Below are 18,330 nucleotides of genomic sequence, written 5' to 3'. Positions count from 1 at the left end.
GCCTTCAGCCCAGCGGGTCGCTTCCGTAGAGGACGGGACCGTCCTGTACGGAAGTTGCTCTGCCCACGGGCGACGGCCGACAGGCCCTCCGGCTCCCGGGCGGCGGTACGGACGTCTCGCACAGCTCGTGTCGACCGCTGTCCTTGAGCAGACAGCCCACAGCACCGGCCTCGATCGCGGCGGTGAGGTCGGCGTCCATGCCGGGCATCTGCAGATCCATCAGCACCAGGACTCGTGCGAGTGAGGCAGTCGGTGAACCCACCCTCCAGATTTCGGCAGACCACCTCCGCAATCCTGCGCGGTTCGATGCGGCTCCGCGCTCGACAGCATGCGTGGAACTACGGACGCAGCCTGCGCACGGTTCTCACCCTCCAGGATCCGTCCAGGGTCCGCGACTCCGCTAGCAATGAAGACAGTTCGTCAGCAGTGCATTAACTAATCCGCAGCCTCCTCACCGAGCACCAGCGGTCGGTCGTGTGGCACTTCCGTCAGCCTGCGGGTCGCCGGTTCGACACTACGGTTCAGCGGTGGCGGCGAGCAGGGCGGTGTCGTCGTCGACCCGGTGGGGGGTGTTCAGCAGCTCCAGGGCCCGTTCGGTGATCTGCTGGGGATCGGTGCGGGCGGCGGCGGGCAGCGCGCCGCAGGTCTGGCACAGGGCCGCCAGGCAGCTGTCCAGGGACAGTGACCGGTTTTCCACCAGGCCGTCGGTGTACAGCAGCAGGCTGGTGCCGGGCGGGAACGCCACCGCGCGGTCGACTGGGGTGCTGCCCAGTCCCAGCGGCAGCGCCGGGGGCAGCTCCAGATAGGCGGTGTCGGTGGCTACCAGCAGGGGCGGCAGGTGCCCGCTGCCGGCGTAGCGCAGGCTGTGGCGTTGTGGGTCGTAGACCGCGTACAGGCAGGTGGCGAAGCGTTCGGTGGCGAGCGACTGCAGGTAGGCGTCCAGCCTGGCCAGCACCTGGGCCGGGTCGGCGCCCTCCATCGCGAGGCTGTGCAGGGCGGAGCGGAGTTGGCCCATCACGATGGCGGCTTCCACGTCGTGGCCCATGACGTCGCCGATGGCCAGCCCCACGGCACCGTCGGGGAGGGCGAGAACGTCGTACCAGTCGCCGCCGACCTCGGCGCCGCGGTTGCTGGCCCGGTAGTGGGATGCCAGGCGCACCCCGGGCACCTGGGGCAGGCGGTGGGGCAGCAGGGCGCGCTGCAGGGTCAGGGCGAGACGGCGCTCGTTGTGGTACCGGGTGGCGTTGTCGTAGGCCAGAGCCAGGCGGTGGGCGAGGTTCTCCAGATACTTGTGTTCGACCGCGGAGTAGCCGGTGTGCCGGACCAGTACCAGGGCCCCCAGTGTCTGGTCGTGGGCGTGCAGCGGCAGGGCCAGCACGGCGACGGGCGGCGGCTGCGGGCTGGCTGGGGCCGGGACGGTGCCGTTGATCGCGTGGGTGGCGGCGGCGGCCAGGTCCTCGGGGGCAAGAAGGGGGGTGCCGGCGATGTATGCCGGGGGTGACTGGGCCGGGGCGGGTTTTGCTGCGGTGAGGTGGATGCTGATCTGGTCGGCGAAGTCGGGCAGCAAGATCTGGCCGGCAGTCTGCAGTATCCGGTCCGGGTCGAGGGTGGCGGACAGCCGCAGGCCCGCGTCGGCCAGGGAGGCCAGCACGGCCAGCTGGTCGCGGGTCTCGGTCAGGGCCTGTTCGCGCAGCCGGGACAGCTCCAACCCGGTGCGGACGCGCGCCAGCAGCTGGCGCGCGGAGAAGGGTTTGGCGAGGTAGTCGTCGGCGCCGGCCTGCCGGCCCTGCACGGATTCCTCCTCGCCGGCGCGGGCGGTGAGCAGGACGATGGGCAGGCGGGCGGTGCGCGAGTCGGCGCGCAGCGCCCGGACCAGCTCGAAGCCGTCCATGCCGGGCATCATCACGTCGCTGAGCACCAGCTCCACCGGCTGCGCCAGGGCCATCTCCAGGGCGGCCCGGCCGTCGGCGGCGAGCAGCACGTCGTAGTCGGGCTGCAGGAGCTGGGTGAGATAGGCGCGCATGTCGGCGTTGTCGTCGACGACCAGCAGGCGGGCCCGGTGTGGGTGGTCGGTTTCGTGCGGGCCGGGGCCGTGGGGGGCATCGTGGGCCGCCGGAGCGTGCGGCGTGCGTGCCGCGGGGGTGGCTGCGGCGGGGACGGGGTCAGCCGCCAGCCAGCCCAGCGCCTCGTCCACATAGGCCGCAGCACCGCCGGGCCGGCCGCCTCCGCCTTCCCTGGGGGTTTCCCCGGGGGCTCCGTCGCCCGCCGCGGGCGGGGCCGGGCGCGGTCGGTGGGCGGTAGCGAAGGGGAGGTCCACGGTGACGTTGGTGCCCTGGCCGAGCCGGCTGTCCACACCTACGGTGCCGCCGTGCGCTTCCACCAGGTCCTTCACCAGCACCAGACCGAGGCCGCTGCCCTCGTGGGAGCGGGAGCGGGCGCCGCGGACCCGGTGGAAGCGCTCGAACAGGCGCGGCAGCTCGTCCGCGGGGATGCCGGTGCCGGTGTCGGTGACGGTCAGCCGGGCCCGGTCGCCGGCCGCGGCCACCTGCACCCGGGCGCCGCCGGTGAAGGTGAACTTCAGGGCGTTGCTGAGCAGGTTGAGGATTATCTTCTCCCACATCTCCCGGTCCAGGGACACCGGCTTGGGCAGCGGCGGGCAGTCCACCTCCAGCGTCAGCCCGGCCGCCTCGAAGGCGGAGCGGAACACCCCGGCCAGCTCGGCCGTGGCACCGGCGAGGTCGACCGGCTCGAGGGCCGGGCGTATCTGCCCGGCCTCGGCTCTGGCGACCTCCAGGAGGGTGTTGACCTGCTTCAGCAGGCGCAGGGCGCCGCGCTCGGCCAGCTCCAGCTGCTCGCGCCGCTCGGGCCGGTCCTCGTCGGCCAGGGCCTGCTGGAGCGGGCCCAGGAGCAGGGTGAGCGGGGTGCGCAACTCATGGCTTACGTTGGCGAAGAAGGTGGTCTTGGCCCGGTCCAGCTCGGCCAGCGCCTCCGCCCGCCGGCGCTGCTCGTCGTGGGCGAGCGCAGCCGTCAGCGCCCCGGCCACGGCGGCGGCGAGCACCTCCAAAAAGTCCCGGTAGGCCCCGGCCGGCGGGAAGCAGGGGTTGACACCCACCACCAGGACGCCCGCCATCTGGCCCGCACAGTCCAGCGGCAGAGCCAGCGCCTGCTCGACTGGGAGCCAGGAGGCCGCAGCGTGCTGCCCGGCCGTGTTGCCGCCGGTGAGCGCGGCGGCGGGCAGCGTGGCAGGGGCACCGTTGGCTACCACCTGCGCCAGCTGGGCCGCGACCTCCGACCCGTCGGCCGCACTCTGCGAGACGGCTTCGGGCGACGGCTGGAGCCCGGCGGAGGCCGCCGACCGCAGCATCCCCGGCTCGGAGGCCAGGTACAGGCCCAGGAACGGGATCTCCTCGGGATAGGAGCCCAGCACCTCCGCGACGACACGTGCGACCTCGCCCGGGGTGGGCAACCCGGCGGTGCGGGCGCCGGTCTCACTCAGCAGGCGCAGCCGGCGCTCGCCCAGTACCCGGCCGGTGGTCTCCGTGATGATCTGCAGCACGCCGCCGGCGGTGCCGTCGTCCAGCAGCACAGGCTGGAAAGAGGAGTCGAAGTAGCACTGCTCCGGAAAGCCGTGGCGCTCCATGATCAGCGGCTCATCGGGGATCAGCAGAGACTTGCGGGTGTCGGTCACGTAGTGGAAGTGGGAGCTCACGGGGTGGACCCAGACCTCGGGGAAGATCTCCTTATAGGGCCTGCCGAGCGCCCAGGGGTGTTTGGCGCCGACAATGGGTGTGGAGCCCAGGTTGTACAGCGTGGCGAATTCGGCGCCCCAGTACAGAGCCATCCCGTGCTCAGAGGTGAGCATGAGGCGCAGGGTGTCCACCAGAGGCCCCGGCCAGGACTCGGGGGGCCCGAGCGGCGTCGCCGCCCACTCGATCCCAGCCAGAAGCTCGCCGAACGGACCGGCCTCGGCGAACATCCGGGCCGCCGCGGTACGCGGGTCATCGGGCCGGGGCATCGAGAAATCTTCCTCCTGGGGCCTACGTGATCCGCCCGCGCCCTCCCAAGGCTGCCGACGGCCACTCGCTGCGCACCTTCCGGGCAGATCGGACACCAGATCCGACGGTTCCGGCTACGCTCTGGCAGGATTACAAGAATCAAATTATCAAATACTGTGATTTTCTCAGCAATGTACGCTTTTAGGCTCACGCCAATGGCGGGAGGAAGGTGGCGGGCCACAAGGGCAGGTCGTGGACTGCCTGGGCCGGGCTTGCTGCCGGCAGTGGTGACGCTGGTCACCGCCGCGAGCGTCCAGGACCGGGATACCGCTGCTGCAGCGACTGCGTGAACTCCACCGCAGGGTCACCCTGGTGTGGGCCGACGGCGGATACGCCGACTCGACTGGGCCCGCACCAGGCCCCGCCTCGCGCTCACCATCGTCAAACGCACCGATGCCGCTATGGGGTTCGTCATCGCGCCTCGCCGCCGCACCAGCAAAGCCACCCCAACTTGGCGCGACCCGATCCCGTGGGACCAAACAACATCCGCGGGACGAAGCAACGAAGAAGACGAACCTCTGACGAGAGCACGGTCTTCGGCCTCGTCGATCCAGACGCGCTCAACCCGCCGGTGGGCCGGGACTGCGTCCGCACTGCCCCTGGCTACAACGCACCGTGATCACAGCACACGCCACTTGGAGAAGAACGCAGCAAAGCGACCCAACCAGTGCGCATCAAGCCCATTGCCGGCGCGCGGGGGAAGCGGCGGGGGGCTCATCCCTGGTTACTCATTGGCGGGCTACGGGGAGCGGCAGCACGAGGGGGCAGTGACCTACTGAGCGTCGCCCGATCAGTCCCAAGGCCGGAGTTCAACGCTGCGCAGCCAGCACCAAGTCAGCACGGCACCGCCAAATCCCCCCTGACTACGCCTCTCGGACAGCGGTCGCTTCTGCCTTCCGCCGACCTCTGAACCACCGCTGCACGACGAGGCATGGAGCCCACACGCATAGCCAGAACCAGAACTATGTTGCCCCACCACATGTGCGTCTGACCTGTGTCTTTCTACCGTGTGCCGAAGCTCGGCCTGATCACGTGGCACCGGCTTCCGTTCGCATCAAGGCAAGCGCCGGGCACGTGCGAACGCCTTGATGTGTCGGCGGCGAGTACGCACCAGGACGCTTACGTCGTGGACGGGTAAACCCCGGAACGCCCCGACCGCAGACCGACACCCTGACGGCGGACATCGCCCGCCTCAAGAAGGCGGACCGCACGCTGCGCTCCCAACACGCGGCGGAGCAGCGGGAGGCACGCGCCACCATCGCCGCCTACGCCAACCACATCCAGACGCTGAGCCTGCGGAACGCCGAACTCGAAGCGGAGAACGCCACCCTGCGCGAAGCTCTAGGCCAGGGCGGCACCGTGGCCTCCCTCCCTGTGACGCGTTGATGCCTTCCACCCAGCCCGCCCGTCGGCAAACCGAGTGCGCGTACGCACCCGACTACCGGCCCGACCACGGCAGGTCAGCGCACTACAACACCTCGCCGGGGGCTGTGTGCTGAGCTCCTGGGGCACGTCCAGGCAGCGCAGCCGGACACCGGGCCGCCCGGATCCCGTGTCGTACGGTCTGATGTCGCGGCCGCCCACTGTCCGCAACGGATCTCACCGAACCCGGCGGTGCCGCCGGTACGACCGAAAGATCTGAACCGATACCGGGAATCAGGCCGCGACGAGCTCCTGCTCGCGGTCCGGCGTCTTGACCGTGGGCTTCTTGTTCGGCAGCGAGAGCCGGAAGACCTTGCGCCACGCGGAGAACACCTGCTTGGGCAGCGGCCCGGTGACGTACTCCAGCTCGTACTTCTCGAACAGCGCGCGCACCTTCACCGCGACCTCGGCGTACCGGTTGCTCGGCAGGTCCGGGAACAGGTGGTGCTCGATCTGGTGCGAGAGGTTGCCGGTCATGAAGTGCATGGCCTTGCTGCCGCTGATGTTCGCCGAGCCCATCATCTGGCGCAGGTACCACTGGCCGCGCGTCTCGCCCTTGATCGACCGGCGCTCGAAGACCTGCACGCCTTCGGGGAAGTGCCCGCACATGATCACCGAGTGGGACCAGATGTTGCGGACCAGGTTCGCGGTGAACGTGGCGGCGAGCGTGGGGAGGAACGACGGGCCCGACAGCAGCGGGTGGATCACGTAGTCCTTGAGCACCTGCTTGCGGATCTTGCGGCCCACGGCCTTGGCCCGCGCGCGGAACTCCGGGTTCTTGCGGCGGCGCTTGTGCAGGTTCTTGCCGAGTTCCAGGTCGTACGCTGCGATGCCGTACTCGAAGAAGCAGGCGTTGATGAAGTTCCACAGCGGCTGGCCGAGGTGGAACGGGTGCCACTTCTGGTCCTCGTCGACGCGCATGATGCCGTAGCCGAGGTCGTTGTCCTTGCCGATCACGTTGGTGTACGTGTGGTGCAGCTCGTTGTGCGAGTGCTTCCACTGGTCGGACGGCGAGACGTGATCCCACTCCCAGGTGGTGGAGTGGATCTTCGGGTCCCGCATCCAGTCCCACTGGCCGTGCAGGACGTTGTGACCGATCTCCATGTTGTCCATGATCTTCGCCACGGACAGACCGGCGGTGCCGATCAGCCACGCGGGCGGGAAGATCGAGAACAGCAGCACGCCCCTGCTGACCAGCTCGAGCTTGCGCTGCGCCGAGATGACCTTGCGGATGTAGGCGGCGTCTTTCTCGCCGCGGCCGGCGATCACCTCGTCGCGGATCGCGTCCAGCTCGCGGCCAAGCTCCTCGATCTGCTCCGCGGTCAGGTGGGCGGTGGGGTCGATGGCGGTCAAGGTGCTCCTACCGTTCGATGTCGCAGGGGCCCGCCGCGGCGGACACGCAGGTCTGGATGAGGACGCCCGGCTCGGCCTCGGTGATATCGCCGGTACGCAGGTCGCGGACGGCGCCCGCCTTGAGCGGCGAGACGCAGCCGAAGCAGATGCCCATGCGGCACCCGGAGGGCATGAGCACGCCGGCCTCCTCGCCGACGTCCAGCAACGGCGTGGCGCCGTCCGCGTCGACGGTCTTGCCGGTGGCGCTGAACGTGACCTCGCCGCCGTCGCCGGCCACGACGATGCTGGGGCGGAAGCGTTCGGTGTGCAGGCGCTCTGGGACGCCGTGCTCGCTCCAGTGCTTTTCGGCGGCGTCGAGCAGGCCCGCGGGCCCGCAGGCCCAGGTCTCGCGCTCGGCCCAGTCGGGCACGAGTTCGTCGAGACGGGCGATGTCGAGCATGCCGTCTGTATCGGTGTGCACCTCGGTGAGCCGCAGCTTCTTGTCCGCGACCAGGGCGTGCAGCTCGTTGCGGAAGATCACGTCTTGCGGCTGTGGCGCGCAGTGGACCATGACGACGTCGTCGAACTCGGTGTCGCGCAGCATGCCCATCACGGGCGTGATGCCGCTGCCTGCCGTCAGGCAGAGCACCTTGGCGGGCTTGGCCTGCGGCAGCACGAAGTCACCGGTCGGCTGGTCGAGCTGGATCAGCGTGCCCGGTTTGGCCCTGCGGACCAGGTGGTTGCTGACCTTGCCGTCCGGGATCGCCTTCACGGTGATCGTGACGCGGCCGTCCTGGCGGTTTGTCGGCGAGGTGAGGGAGTAGGCACGCCACAGGCGCACCCCGTCGACGTCGACCCCGATCCGCACGTACTGACCGGCCGTGTGGCCGCGCCAGCCCCGTCCCGGCCTGATCACGATGGTCGCGGCGTCACCCGTCTCGGGGTGCACGGCCTCGATGCGCCCACGCAGGTCAGCGCCCGCACGCAGCGGGCTGACCAGGTCGAGGTAGTCCGACGGCAGCAGCGGCGTCGTGACCATCTCCAGCAGTTTCCACGCCCTGCTGCGGAGGGCTGTACTCGTCATGACTCCAGCTTGCTGTGCCTCAGGGCGTAAAGTCCTGACCGCAGGACGTAAATCTGGCTGGCTGATTTGTTCGCAGGGAATAGAAACGTGAGCCATGCAATCCGGAGGGCCAGCGAACTGGCCCTGGATGAGACGACGGTCACCGCCCTTCGGGCCGCGCTGAAGACCACCGCCGACGAGGTCGTCCAGGCGATCATCGACGAGGTCCCTCCCTACGCCAACGCCCTCTCGGGCCACATGGGCGCCACCATCCGCCGAGCCGTCCGCACCGCCCTGGGGCACTACCTGGACCGCGCGAGCGGGAACGCCACAGGCGGCGACGCCGGCGACGCCGCCTACGAGCTGGGCCGCGGCGAGGTGCGCGACGGCCGCTCGATGGACGCCCTGCTCAGCGCCTACCGCGTCGGCGCCCGCGTGGCCTGGCGATGCCTGGCAGCGGGTGCCGTACCCGCAGGTCTGCCCGCCGCCGAGGTCGCCAAGTTCGCCGAGCTGACCTTCGCCTACATCGACGAGCTCTCCGCCGCGAGCGCCGCGGGCCACGCCGACGAACTGGCCGCCCGGGGCAGGGACCACGAGCGCCACCTGGAACACCTGGCCCGCGACCTCCTCGCCGGCGCGAGCCCGGACGTGCTGCTGGCCTCTGTTCAACGGGCCGGGTGGCAGCCTCCGGTTTCGCTGACCGCGGTTCTGCTGCCCGCCGCCCAGGCCCGGCCTGCCTACCGCGCGCTCGACCCGAGCACCCTCGTCCTCGACGATCTGCCGGACGCCACCGGTGTGCTGCTCGTCCCCGATGCCGACCGATCACATCTCTTGCGGCAGCTGACCGACCGCACCGCCGTGGTCGGCCCGGCCCGGCCATGGACTCGTGCGTCCGCCTCGTACGCACGAGCCGTACGCGCGCGCTCCCTCTCCTCCGATATCCGCGACACCGAGGACCACCTGCCCGAGCTGGTGCTGAGCGCCGACGCGGACGCGTTCGCAGACCTGCGTGCCCGGGCCCTCGCACCGTTGCGGACCTTGCCTGTCGCGACCGCACAGCGGCTGGAGGAGACGTTGCGGGCGTGGCTGCTGCACCAGGGCAGGCGGGACGAGGTGGCGGCGGCGTTGTTCGTCCATCCCCAGACGGTCCGGTACCGGATGTCGCAGCTGCGGGAGCTGTTTCCGGATCTCGCATCGCCACACCGGGTCCTTGAACTGACACTGGCGGTCGGTCTTCGGGCCGGCTGACGCGTACTTCGACCGTCCACGACCGCGTCCGCGAGCGGTCCAGGAATCGTGCCTCGTTCTCGGTGCCATCAGCCGGCTCATGCGGCCCGGGGAAGAGCGGTATCAGCCAGCTGAGACCCGGGGTTGATGTGAAGACCGGACAAGACCTCGGGAAGCCCGTCGGGGGCGCTGTCTCTGAGAAGCGCGGTGACGGACACGGCTCGACTGGATCCGGTGGACGATGCACCCCGGCCCGCTCGTCGACGCGCTCATCGAGCATCTGGTCGATGATCTGGGCCGCTGCACCCTGGAAAACGGCTTTCATGTCGTCGTGGAGGGCGCTGTCCTGGCACGAGCTGACCCACGGGCGCGCGCGGCGGGCTGCAGCTGGGTGACCGGCGGGGCGGCCAGGCCGGGTCACCAGGGGCGGGGGGCCGGGCCGCTCGCGCCGGGGACCACCGTGGTTCTGCGACGGCCCCGTGCCTCCCTTCCGACAGGTCAACCGGACGACCGACCGGGCCGGCCTGGCACACCGCGCGAGGGATGATGGGGATGGAATGACGGAACGTGAGGTCAGGAGCTTCCATGACGAAACGGGTTCACCGACCCCGTGAGGACGCGGAGTTCAATTTCATCCTCGGGATGAGCGGAGTCCCGGTCCTCGCATACTTCACCGGGACATGGCCCAAGGCAATCGAGCCCTGCCGGGCGATGGACCTCGTAGTGGGTGGCATCGCCGACGACTACACGGGCCGCCTGACGGCCGTCCGCGCCGACATCACGCGTTGTCCGGCCGCAACCGAGCGATACGGGATCACCGGAGCCCCGTCCTACGTCCTGCTGAAGGAGGGAGAGGCGGTGGCGTACGGCACGGGGCCCATGACCATCACCGAGGTACGTAAGTTCCTGGACGGCCACCTCTGAGCGGCCGCTGCGGAACGTGCCGCGACGCCCGTCACGTCTCGTCCATGGGAGCTGCGCCGCCTGAGACACCTTGGGGCTGAGACACCCCCACAGGTCACATAACGCCATCCAGAACCACTCCTGGCGGCAGCAAGTCGAAGGCCGCGAGGGCCAGGTCCATCCACACGGCAGTGACGTCCCGCCCGGAGCGGGCCTGCTGTCGGACGGTGTCCTTCTCCCGCCAGACGACGGTCCGGTGGCCGTCCTTCTCCAGACTTTGAGGTGTCTCATGAGACATCAGCTCGCGTCTGGGCCCCCACATGATGAAGACGTCCCAGGGGCGCTCAGGCGAATCCCCAGAGCTGCTCTTGCTTCCTGCCCCGTGGCCTTGCTGGTGCCGGTGAAGCAGGTTTCGTCCGGCGTCGGGGCCCGGGAGTATTCCTTACGGTCAGGGCCGCTCTCCGCGCGTCCCTCCGCTATGGCCTCTGGTAACCCCGAATTGCCCTGCCGATTCCGTGGCCGCTGACTGACGGTGCCGTTGGCGTGGCAGGTAATCTCCGGGCCAGAGACCATAGTTGGGGGTGCAGGTGCGGGGCCGTGTTGTGGGGCTGGTGTCGCTTGCCGGGGTGACGGCGGTGCTGGCGGTCTTGCTGGCACTGACGGGAAACGCTGCCACATCCCAACAGCGGTGGCCCGGTTTGGTGGATGGACTGCGTCGGCACCCGTGGCCGTGGGGCGCCGTGCTGGGGGCGCTGTCATTCGTGGCAGCCAGTGTCGCGATGTGGATGCAAGAGCGTCCACTAGCGGTTCAAGATGATCCACCACCTCCGCAACCCGCGGCCGTACCGGGCTGGTTCGTGGACCGGGACCAGACGCGCGACACGGTGGCGGCGGTGTGCCACGGCGGCCGCGCGGTAGGCATCACCACCTCGCTGTGGGGAGCGGGCGGGTTCGGTAAGACCACTTTGGCCACGGCCGTGTGCGCCCACCGGCGGGTGCGGCGCCGGTTCCGTTCGCGGATCTATACAGTCACCATCGGCCGAGATGTCCGCGGACGGGCAGCCGTGGCCGCCAAGGTCACCGAAGTCACCCGATTCATCACCGGCGACACCAGCGAGTTCGACGATCCCGACCTGGCAGGCGCTCACCTGGGCCGACTCCTGGATCAGCGTCCCCGCATCCTCCTAGGTGTAGGAGGCCAAGACATTGGTTACGCCTACTCGGAGTCGATCTGCTGGCGGCTGGCCTCCGGTAGCACCGTGGGGCCGGTGGTAGTTGTAGTGGATGTTCCAGACCTTGAGAGCCTCGGCGCGCTGCTGCTCTGAGAGCCAGGTGCGGGCGTAGAGGAACTCCTCGGCGAGGATCCGGTTGTACCGCTCCACCTTGCCGTTGTGGCATGGCGTGTAGGGCGCGGTTCGCTGATGCCTGGATCCGAGGAGTGCGCGGGCGAAGGCGCCGGCTCGGTAGCAGGAGCCGTTGTCGGTGACGATGCGTTCGATTCGGGTGATGCCGTGTGCGGCGAACCACGCGTGGGCTCGGTGGAGGAACCCGATGGCAGTCGCCGCCATTTCGTCTGGCAGGGCTTCGGTGTAGGCGAGGCGGCTGTAGCCGTCAACCGCGGAGTGCAGATAGACGTAGCCGCCGCGTTCGGTCTTCTTCTTGCGCCGATCCACGGCCTTGGCTTCTCCGCTGCCTCGCCCGTGAGCACGCCAGCCGCCGCCGTCGGGGGTGCAGCCGACTTTCTTGACGGCGATGTGGACCATGTGCCCGGGACGACAGGCGGTGATCTTTCGCGGTTCCCTGTTGGTCTCGCCGTTGGGGTCGATGAACCGGCGCCGGTTCAGGCCCAGGCTCACGAGGTGACGGGATACGGTGCGGCGACTGATGGTGGCGCCGTCGTTGTTGAGTTCGAATGCGATCCTCGAAGCCGACCATTTCCGGGTGCGGCGTAGGTCCTCGATCCGGGAAACGACATCGGTGTCAGTTGCTGTGGGTCGCCGATGTGGTGCTGAGGAGCGATCCAGGAGGCCGAGGTCGCCGTGGCCGCGGAAGCGGTTGACCCACTTCGACGCGCACGCGCGAGAGATTCCCATCTCTGCGGCGACATGGGCGATCGGGCGGTTCCGGCAGCGGTCGATCAGACGGCGCCGACCTTCGGGAGACAGCGGGGCATTGCGATGCGGCATGCGCGGGCTTTCAGAGCAGGGAGAGGGCTGGCGTCAACGCGAAGCTCCGCGTCGGATCGGTCATCTCAGCAATCGACGAGTGTGCGAAGGAGTTCCAGGCCCGCCTGCCAGTCGCCGAGGCCGCTGTCGGAATTGATGTGGCCGTGGCTTCCGATGAGATGCCCTTGTGCCTGCCACTCGTGCGCGAAGGAGGCGGACGTCGTCGGGTCGCAGTAGGGGTCGTCGTCGCTGGCCACCATCAGGCTCCGGCACGGCAAAGGGCGAGCGGACAAGCCCAGGAACGTAGATGCGGCCTCACGTGGGAACGCCGGTCCCTGGGGATTCGGAGGCGCGACCAGGAACGCCGCAACCTCGTCGGGTCGCGCCCGGTCCAACCAGTGCACAGCCGCCCAGCAGCCAAGGCTGTGAGCCACCAACGCCACCTGGCTGTCACGCCGGGAAGCGATCTCGTAGGCAGCCTGGACTGCGGCAACCCAGTCCGGCAGGTGCGGCATGCTCCACGAGGCCGGTGCAATCCGGACCGCTGAGGCTCCCCACTGGTTCTCCCACAAGCTCTGCCAGTGCCTCTCATCCGAACCGTCGATCCCGGGGATGATGACGTACGCGACCATCGCTTACCGACCTTCCAATCGCGGCCCCCACGCGTCGTGGGGCCACCCTGGGGAGATTCTCGATGGATCAGCGGCAACGATCAGGCTCAGCAAGTGATCTCAAAGAAAGTGGGGGTGACAACGATGGAATCAATCGACGAGATCGACCGTGCCATCTTGGAACTGCTCCAGACCGACGGCCGACTCACCGGAGCCGAGGTCGGACGCCGAGTCGGGCTGTCCCAGCCAGCAGCCAGCGCCCGCATCCAACGCCTGGAGAAGAACAGGATCATCACCGGCTACCGCGCCGTCGTCGCCCCAGCCGCAGTCGGGCTGAACATCCATGCCATCGTCCGACTACGCACCACCCACGCGCAGCTGTCCCAAGCACTCACCCTCGCCGCCAAAACTCCTGAGGTCGTCTCGACACTCCGCGTGACCGGCGAGGACTGCCTGCTGCTCGACGTGCACTGTTCTCACGCCGAACGCCTTGAACAAGTCGTGGACTCCCTCGCCCGCTACGGCCCGGTCACCACATCCCTGGTACTGCGCAGCTATCCACCCAAGTCGCTGCCAACGACACCGTCAACAAGGTCATGACCCGCAACACCTAGGGTGCGTATTGAGTCGTGATCAATGAGCACCGCAGCTTCCGGGCCGGGTGCCCCGTCGGGGGTACGGGGCCGGCGATCTGCGGCTGCGCCGTGTGGGCGCGAGTGACCGGAAGCGATGCCGCAGGCAGGCAGCGGGGCCCGAGGACCCCGGCCGTGTGCCATCCGGGACGGTGCGTCAGAGCATGGCGAGCCGGTCCACCAGCAGCTCCGTCCTGCGCTCGGTGTCCTCCGGCGGGAGCCGTCCCGCTCGGGTCAGGGTGGCCAGTCCGTGCAGGGACGCCCAGAACGTCTCGGTGAACAGCTCCGGGCGCACGCCGTCCCCGGCGACCTCGCTGAGGCACTCCAGCAGCGCGGCGAAGGCGTCCTTCAACGGTTCGGGGGTGTCCTCCTGCGCGTACGCCAGGCCGCCGTCGAGCTGGAACAAGGCGTCGTAGACCGCCGGGTTGCGCTCGGCGAAGTCCAGGTAGGCGCGCGCGAGGGCGGCGACCCGCTCGCGCGGGCCGTCCGCGCCGGAGGCCGCGTCACGCACGGCCGCGGCCATCTCCGTGGCGCCTTCCAGGGCGACGGCGCCGATGATCTCGCGCTTGCCGCGGAAGTGGCTGTAGAGGACGGGCTGGCTGTACTCGATGCGCTCGGCGAGCCGGCGGGTGGTGACCGCCTCCCAGCCCTGCTCCTCGGCGAGTTCGCGGGCCGTCGCCACGATGAGGCGCTCGCGCTCCGCCCGTTCGCGCTGCTTGCGTTCCTGTACCGACATGATTCGATCCTAGCACCGCTAGACAATCAAGCGGCAGCAGTACTAGCGTTGCCTCGTCAGCTAGCAACACTAGATTTCCGGAGGGGTCATCATGCTCGATGCACTTGAGGTCGTCACCATCGTGGTCGTCGGCGTGATGGTGGGGGTGGAGTTCTCCGTCCCCTTCTTCAGTAACCCGATCCTCAACGCACTCCCCGGCGACAACGGCCTGCGCGGCCGCGTCCACGGGGCCCGACTGGGCGGCGCCGTGATGCCGTTCTGGTACATCGGCTCGCTCGTCCTCGTCGGGGTCTGGGCCGTCGCCGGATGGGACGACGACGGCACCGGCCTCGTCGTGACCGCCGCCGCGCTGCTGATCGTCAGCGTGCTCATGTCGATCCTGGTGCTTGTCCCGATCAACAACCGGGTCAAGACGTGGACCGCCGGCAGCCGGCCGGCCGACTGGAAGGAGCAGATGAAGCGCTGGGACCGCTGGCACTACGCCCGCGTCGCCGTCATCATCGCCGCCTTCGCCTGCCTGGCGGCCGCCCTCACCTGAGCCCGCGGGCCGGCGCGGCGCCGGTGGCGCACAATCCCCACTCCCCGGGCGGCAGCGGGCCACCGAAATCCCGACGTCCGGGCATGCAACTGCCGCTGAGAGTCCACACCTGCGATCCCGGCAAGCTACGCCCCTCGATCACCTGCGCGGCTCTCGGCTCTGGTTCGGGTGAGGTCTTTGATCCAGATCACCGAGGCGCAGGTGAAGCCCGGCGAGGTGGCTTTCCGGGGTCTTGTCGTAGCACGTCGCGATGCCCCGCCACGCCTTCAGTTTGTTGATCAGGCGCTCGACCATGTTCCTCTCCTTGTAGAGCTCTGCGTCATGGTCGACGGGGCGTCCCCCTTTGCGGCCCTTCCTCTTCCGGTTGGCGGCCTGGTCCCGTTTCTCCGGGATGACGGCCTTGATGCCGCGCCTGCGCAGGTGGGCGCGGTTGCCGCGGGAGGAGTACGCCTTGTCCCCGGCGACCGCGTCCGGCCTGGTGCGGGGACGGCCGACCGGACCAGGGACGCGAACCTTGCTCAGCACGGGGATGAACCGGGGGCTGTCCGCGGCCTGTCCTGCGGTCAGTACGATCGCCAGCGGGCGGCACCTACGGTCGGCGGCAAGGTGGATCTTGCTGGTCTGCCCGCCCCGTGAGCGCCCGAGCAGGGCGGCCTTCAGCCGGACTCTGTGCCGGCGCCGGAAGCGTCTTCGGTCTTCTCGCGCGGGGGCGTCCTCGGTGTACTGCCCGTTCCGTCCTTCCGAAGTGCCCCTTTTTGCCGGGCCTTCTCCTCCTCGGCGGCGGCCTTCTCCAGAGCGGTCAGGACATCGTCATCGAGGTGCATCCCGGCGGCGTCATGGTGGGCCCGTGCGGTGGTGGAGTCCACGCTGACCAGCGACAGTCCACCTCGTCCCGGTTCGTGGCCTCGGCGATCAGGCCCTCCAGCAGGGCCTCGAAGACACCGGCGTCGCGCCACTGCCGGAAACGGTTGTGGACGGTCGACCAGGCACCGAACTCAGCGGGCATTTCCCGCCACTGCCCGCCCGTCCGAAATCGCCACAGCACCCCCTCGAACTGCTGCCGCAGCCGCACCGGGTACGGGCCATACTCGCCGATCGGCAGGTACGGCTCGATGAACTCCCATTCCACGTCGGCCAGTTGCGCACGTGTCATGCAAGACGATCTACCGGATCGAAGATCAGCGCGAGGGGAAAACCCGCTCATTGATCACGACCCGATACGCGCCCTAGGTGTATTGATCACGAGCGTTGTTAACGCTGGCGCGGGGCTTGATCATGGCGAAGACCTCCGGTGTGGTGGAGCTGTCTAGGACTGCACCGCACGGAGGTCTTCATGTCCCACCGTAATGCCCGGCTGACCGTTCACGGCAGGCGGCTGCTGGTCGAACGTGTCTGCGCCGGTCGCCCGGTCGCCCATGTCGCAGCCGAGATGGGCATCTCCCGCGTCACGGCCCATAAGTGGATCCGCTGGCGGGCCGAGGGCGAGCAGGGGCTGCACGACCGCTCCAGCCGGCCGATGACGACACCGCACCGCACGGCGGCCGCAGTCGAAGCCCGAGTGTGCCGACTGCGCCAGGACCGTAAGCTCGGTCCCGCCCGTCTCGGCCCGATCCTGGGCCTGCCCGCCTCGACCGTGCACCGTGTCCTGGCCCGGCACGGCCTGAACCGGCTGGCGTTCATGGACCGGCCCACCGGGCAGGTCATCCGCCGCTACGAACGCGCCCGCCCCGGCGAGCTGGTCCACGTCGACGTCAAGAAGCTCGGCCGGATCCCGGACGGCGGCGGCCACAAGACGCTGGGCCGTCAGGCCGGCCGGGCCACCCGCAGCGGCATGGGGTTCGACTACATCCATTCCGCCGTCGACGATCACTCCCGCCTCGCCTACAGCGAGATCCACCCCGACGAGAAGGTCGCCACCTGCGCGGGCTTCCTCACCCGCGCGGCCGCGTTCTTCCACGCGCACGGCATCACCCGCATCGAGCGCGTACTCACCGACAACGCCTGGGCCTACCGCAAGGGCCTGGCCTGGAAACACGCCCTCGCCCAGATCGGCGCCACCGGCAAACTGACCCGCATCTACCGGCCCCAGACCAACGGCAAGGTCGAACGCTTCCACCGCACCCTGCTCGAGGAATGGGCCTACCAGCGGCCCTACACCAGCAACGACGACCGCACCGCAGCCCTCGACAACTTCCTGCACACCTACAACCACCACCGCTGCCACACCGCACTCGGCGGCCAGCCACCCATCACCCGCGTCAACAACCCTGCGGGTCAATACACCTAGGGCGCGTATCGAGTCGTTATCAACGAGTCGCCCCGTGACGCCTTTGATCCAAATCCTTGAGGGCAGATCCCAAAGAATGGTCGCCCCCCAGCTCGGGCAGGCCGGGCCGGCGATCGCCGAGTGCTCCCTTGCGAGCGCCTTACGAGGAACTCAGAGCGTCTAGCGACGCCACGGGAACGATGCCGTCCGCCCGACGAGCCAATGCCTCATCGATCGTGACCAGTGCATCAGCCTGAAGCCGCGTCACGGCGAGGTATTCGGCGTCCCCGATAGTGTCCCACCCCTGCTCCCGGGCGATCCGCCAGGCTGTGCGACGGGAGACCCGGTCGCCCAGCAGCCGCATCTTCACCTCGGTCAGGCGCTCGTGCATTCGCAACGCCTCGACCTCGTCGAGCTCGCCGCCTCTGACCCGTTCGAACAGCAGCGACAGTGCCTGCGACCGCACCGGATTTGGTGCGACAAGCTGGTTATCGGGACTGATCTGCACACCGGTCGACACGATGTGCAGCAAGGTCCTGGCATCGACCACGTAGCGCGTCATGGCTCGCAGAATACGGCAGGGCATCCCCCGCCCTCCCGAACCTGTCGATGCAGACCTCAGGTGCTCGGGATACGGGCCGCACTCGCCGATCGGCAGGCACGGCCCGATGAACTCCCACTCATCGTCCGCCAGTTGCGCACGAGTCACACAAGACGATCTACCGGATCAGAGCCTCGGAGCAAGGCCCGAACCCGCGGATTGATCACGACTCGATACGCGCCCTAGCGCGAGCCGAGGAACTCGAACGTCCGCTGGGTCAGGAGCTTGGCAGCGTCCGGGTCGTAGGACGGCAGCGAATGGTCCGCGAACAGGTGCTGGTCTCCGGGATACAGGAACAGTTCCGCGTGGGCGCAGTCGGAGACGAGCGCGCGGGCAGCGTCGATGTCCTCGGCGAAGAACGGATCGGCTTCCTTCGCATGCACCTGCACCGGCACACCGTCAGGCCAAGCCGCACCGAACTCCGACACGGGGATGCAGGCGTGGAACAGGAGCGCGCCCCGCGCGCCCGCCCGCGTCTGCGCCAGCTTCTGGGCGGGCAGCACACCGAGCGAGAAGCCGACGTAAACGATGTCCTGCGGCAGGTGCTCGGCCGCGCGGACGCCACGCTCGGTGATCTCGCCGAAGCCGATCTGCTCGACGTAGCCCGAACCCTCCTCAAGGGAGCCGAAGGTACGCCCCTCGAAGAGATCGGGCGTGTGGACGGTGTGGCCGACGGCGCGGAGTTCGCCGGCGAAAGCAGCGACTCCGGGGGTCAGCCCCTGCGCGTGATGGAACAGTACGACCTCTGTCATGCCCGAACCCCTTGCTTGCGAGTAGCG

15 protein-coding genes and 1 pseudogene are annotated in these 18,330 nt (G+C 69.0%); 5 read left to right on the top strand and 11 right to left on the bottom strand.

Annotated elements, in window-relative coordinates; genetic code table 11:
* Positions 1 to 4 precede the first annotated feature (4 nt).
* From PBV52_RS44350 to PBV52_RS44335, 4 genes are all read right to left on the bottom strand, one after another.
* On the bottom strand, positions 5 to 220 hold the full coding sequence (locus PBV52_RS44350) for a hypothetical protein (protein ID WP_274247038.1): 216 nt from the start codon (positions 218 to 220) through the stop codon (positions 5 to 7).
* Positions 221 to 514: 294 nt separating this feature from the next.
* Entirely contained in the window at positions 515 to 4,015 is a 3,501-nt protein-coding gene (locus PBV52_RS44345) for a SpoIIE family protein phosphatase (RefSeq protein ID WP_274247036.1), read from the bottom strand.
* Between the two features lie 1,696 nt (positions 4,016 to 5,711).
* On the bottom strand, positions 5,712 to 6,830 hold the full coding sequence (locus PBV52_RS44340) for an acyl-CoA desaturase (RefSeq protein WP_274247034.1): 1,119 nt from the start codon (positions 6,828 to 6,830) through the stop codon (positions 5,712 to 5,714).
* Between the two features lie 7 nt (positions 6,831 to 6,837).
* Entirely contained in the window at positions 6,838 to 7,893 is a 1,056-nt protein-coding gene (locus tag PBV52_RS44335; protein WP_274247032.1) for a ferredoxin reductase, read from the bottom strand.
* A gap of 87 nt (positions 7,894 to 7,980) precedes the next feature.
* Here PBV52_RS44335 and PBV52_RS44330 point away from each other — a divergent pair, with 87 nt between their 5' ends.
* Both PBV52_RS44330 and PBV52_RS44325 read left to right on the top strand, forming a co-directional pair.
* Positions 7,981 to 9,120, top strand: coding sequence for a CdaR family transcriptional regulator (locus PBV52_RS44330; RefSeq protein ID WP_274247030.1), 1,140 nt, complete (start codon positions 7,981 to 7,983; stop codon positions 9,118 to 9,120).
* 564 nt (positions 9,121 to 9,684) lie between these two features.
* The gene (locus PBV52_RS44325; protein ID WP_274247028.1) at positions 9,685 to 10,023 is read left to right on the top strand and encodes a co-chaperone YbbN; all 339 of its coding nucleotides are present in this window, start codon (positions 9,685 to 9,687) and stop codon (positions 10,021 to 10,023) included.
* A 94-nt stretch (positions 10,024 to 10,117) separates the two neighbouring features.
* Here the strand turns inward: PBV52_RS44325 and PBV52_RS44320 are convergent, their stop codons facing one another.
* The 3 genes from PBV52_RS44320 to PBV52_RS44310 all read right to left on the bottom strand — a co-directional run bounded on the left by PBV52_RS44320 (position 10,118) and on the right by PBV52_RS44310 (position 12,799).
* The gene (locus PBV52_RS44320) at positions 10,118 to 10,300 is read right to left on the bottom strand and encodes a hypothetical protein (RefSeq protein ID WP_274247026.1); all 183 of its coding nucleotides are present in this window, start codon (positions 10,298 to 10,300) and stop codon (positions 10,118 to 10,120) included.
* An 886-nt stretch (positions 10,301 to 11,186) separates the two neighbouring features.
* Positions 11,187 to 12,188, bottom strand: coding sequence for an IS481 family transposase (locus PBV52_RS44315; protein ID WP_274247024.1), 1,002 nt, complete (start codon positions 12,186 to 12,188; stop codon positions 11,187 to 11,189).
* 65 nt (positions 12,189 to 12,253) lie between these two features.
* Complete coding sequence (locus PBV52_RS44310; RefSeq protein WP_274247021.1) at positions 12,254 to 12,799, bottom strand: alpha/beta hydrolase; 546 nt, start codon at positions 12,797 to 12,799, stop codon at positions 12,254 to 12,256.
* 123 nt (positions 12,800 to 12,922) lie between these two features.
* Here PBV52_RS44310 and PBV52_RS44305 point away from each other — a divergent pair, with 123 nt between their 5' ends.
* Positions 12,923 to 13,378 carry an Lrp/AsnC family transcriptional regulator gene (locus PBV52_RS44305; protein ID WP_274247019.1) on the top strand — a complete coding sequence of 152 codons (456 nt, stop codon included), beginning with the start codon at positions 12,923 to 12,925 and terminating at the stop codon, positions 13,376 to 13,378.
* Between the two features lie 189 nt (positions 13,379 to 13,567).
* Here the strand turns inward: PBV52_RS44305 and PBV52_RS44300 are convergent, their stop codons facing one another.
* Positions 13,568 to 14,146, bottom strand: a complete 579-nt coding sequence (locus PBV52_RS44300; protein WP_274247018.1) for a TetR/AcrR family transcriptional regulator — start codon at positions 14,144 to 14,146, stop codon at positions 13,568 to 13,570.
* A gap of 91 nt (positions 14,147 to 14,237) precedes the next feature.
* On the opposite strand from PBV52_RS44300, the gene PBV52_RS44295 reads away from it, so the two are divergent.
* Positions 14,238 to 14,684 (top strand): DUF1772 domain-containing protein, encoded by a 447-nt coding sequence (locus tag PBV52_RS44295; RefSeq protein WP_274247015.1) that lies wholly within the window; start codon positions 14,238 to 14,240, stop codon positions 14,682 to 14,684.
* A gap of 125 nt (positions 14,685 to 14,809) precedes the next feature.
* On the opposite strand, the pseudogene PBV52_RS44290 reads toward PBV52_RS44295, so the two are convergent.
* Positions 14,810 to 15,837: pseudogene (locus PBV52_RS44290) on the bottom strand (IS5 family transposase).
* A gap of 180 nt (positions 15,838 to 16,017) precedes the next feature.
* Between PBV52_RS44290 and PBV52_RS44285 the strand changes: the two are divergent.
* Complete coding sequence (locus PBV52_RS44285) at positions 16,018 to 16,971, top strand: IS481 family transposase (RefSeq protein ID WP_274247014.1); 954 nt, start codon at positions 16,018 to 16,020, stop codon at positions 16,969 to 16,971.
* Positions 16,972 to 17,110: 139 nt separating this feature from the next.
* On the opposite strand, the gene PBV52_RS44280 is transcribed toward PBV52_RS44285, so the two are convergent.
* Together PBV52_RS44280 and PBV52_RS44275 are read right to left on the bottom strand one after the other, a co-directional pair.
* Positions 17,111 to 17,512, bottom strand: a complete 402-nt coding sequence (locus PBV52_RS44280) for a type II toxin-antitoxin system VapC family toxin (protein WP_274250033.1) — start codon at positions 17,510 to 17,512, stop codon at positions 17,111 to 17,113.
* Between the two features lie 221 nt (positions 17,513 to 17,733).
* Complete coding sequence (locus tag PBV52_RS44275; protein ID WP_274247012.1) at positions 17,734 to 18,303, bottom strand: dienelactone hydrolase family protein; 570 nt, start codon at positions 18,301 to 18,303, stop codon at positions 17,734 to 17,736.
* Positions 18,304 to 18,330 lie beyond the last annotated feature (27 nt).

The sequence above is a fragment of the Streptomyces sp. T12 genome, from assembly GCF_028736035.1.
GTDB lineage: Bacteria > Actinomycetota > Actinomycetes > Streptomycetales > Streptomycetaceae > Streptomyces.
Note: the sequence above shows the minus strand (reverse complement) of the source record. Positions and strands in the feature narration are given on the sequence as shown.

Bases quoted from the DNA above. Each gene is read 5' to 3' on its own strand.
- PBV52_RS44275 (WP_274247012.1), bottom strand. From the start codon at position 18,303: ATGACAGAGGTCGTACTGTTCCATCACGCGCAGGGGCTGACCCCCGGA.
- PBV52_RS44325 (WP_274247028.1), top strand. From the start codon at position 9,685: ATGACGAAACGGGTTCACCGACCCCGTGAGGACGCGGAGTTCAATTTC.
- PBV52_RS44320 (WP_274247026.1), bottom strand. From the start codon at position 10,300: ATGTCTCATGAGACACCTCAAAGTCTGGAGAAGGACGGCCACCGGACC.
- PBV52_RS44310 (WP_274247021.1), bottom strand. From the start codon at position 12,799: ATGGTCGCGTACGTCATCATCCCCGGGATCGACGGTTCGGATGAGAGG.
- PBV52_RS44295 (WP_274247015.1), top strand. From the start codon at position 14,238: ATGCTCGATGCACTTGAGGTCGTCACCATCGTGGTCGTCGGCGTGATG.
- PBV52_RS44285 (WP_274247014.1), top strand. From the start codon at position 16,018: ATGTCCCACCGTAATGCCCGGCTGACCGTTCACGGCAGGCGGCTGCTG.
- PBV52_RS44335 (WP_274247032.1), bottom strand. From the start codon at position 7,893: ATGACGAGTACAGCCCTCCGCAGCAGGGCGTGGAAACTGCTGGAGATG.
- PBV52_RS44300 (WP_274247018.1), bottom strand. From the start codon at position 14,146: ATGTCGGTACAGGAACGCAAGCAGCGCGAACGGGCGGAGCGCGAGCGC.
- PBV52_RS44350 (WP_274247038.1), bottom strand. From the start codon at position 220: ATGGATCTGCAGATGCCCGGCATGGACGCCGACCTCACCGCCGCGATC.
- PBV52_RS44315 (WP_274247024.1), bottom strand. From the start codon at position 12,188: ATGCCGCATCGCAATGCCCCGCTGTCTCCCGAAGGTCGGCGCCGTCTG.
- PBV52_RS44305 (WP_274247019.1), top strand. From the start codon at position 12,923: ATGGAATCAATCGACGAGATCGACCGTGCCATCTTGGAACTGCTCCAG.
- PBV52_RS44280 (WP_274250033.1), bottom strand. From the start codon at position 17,512: ATGACGCGCTACGTGGTCGATGCCAGGACCTTGCTGCACATCGTGTCG.
- PBV52_RS44345 (WP_274247036.1), bottom strand. From the start codon at position 4,015: ATGCCCCGGCCCGATGACCCGCGTACCGCGGCGGCCCGGATGTTCGCC.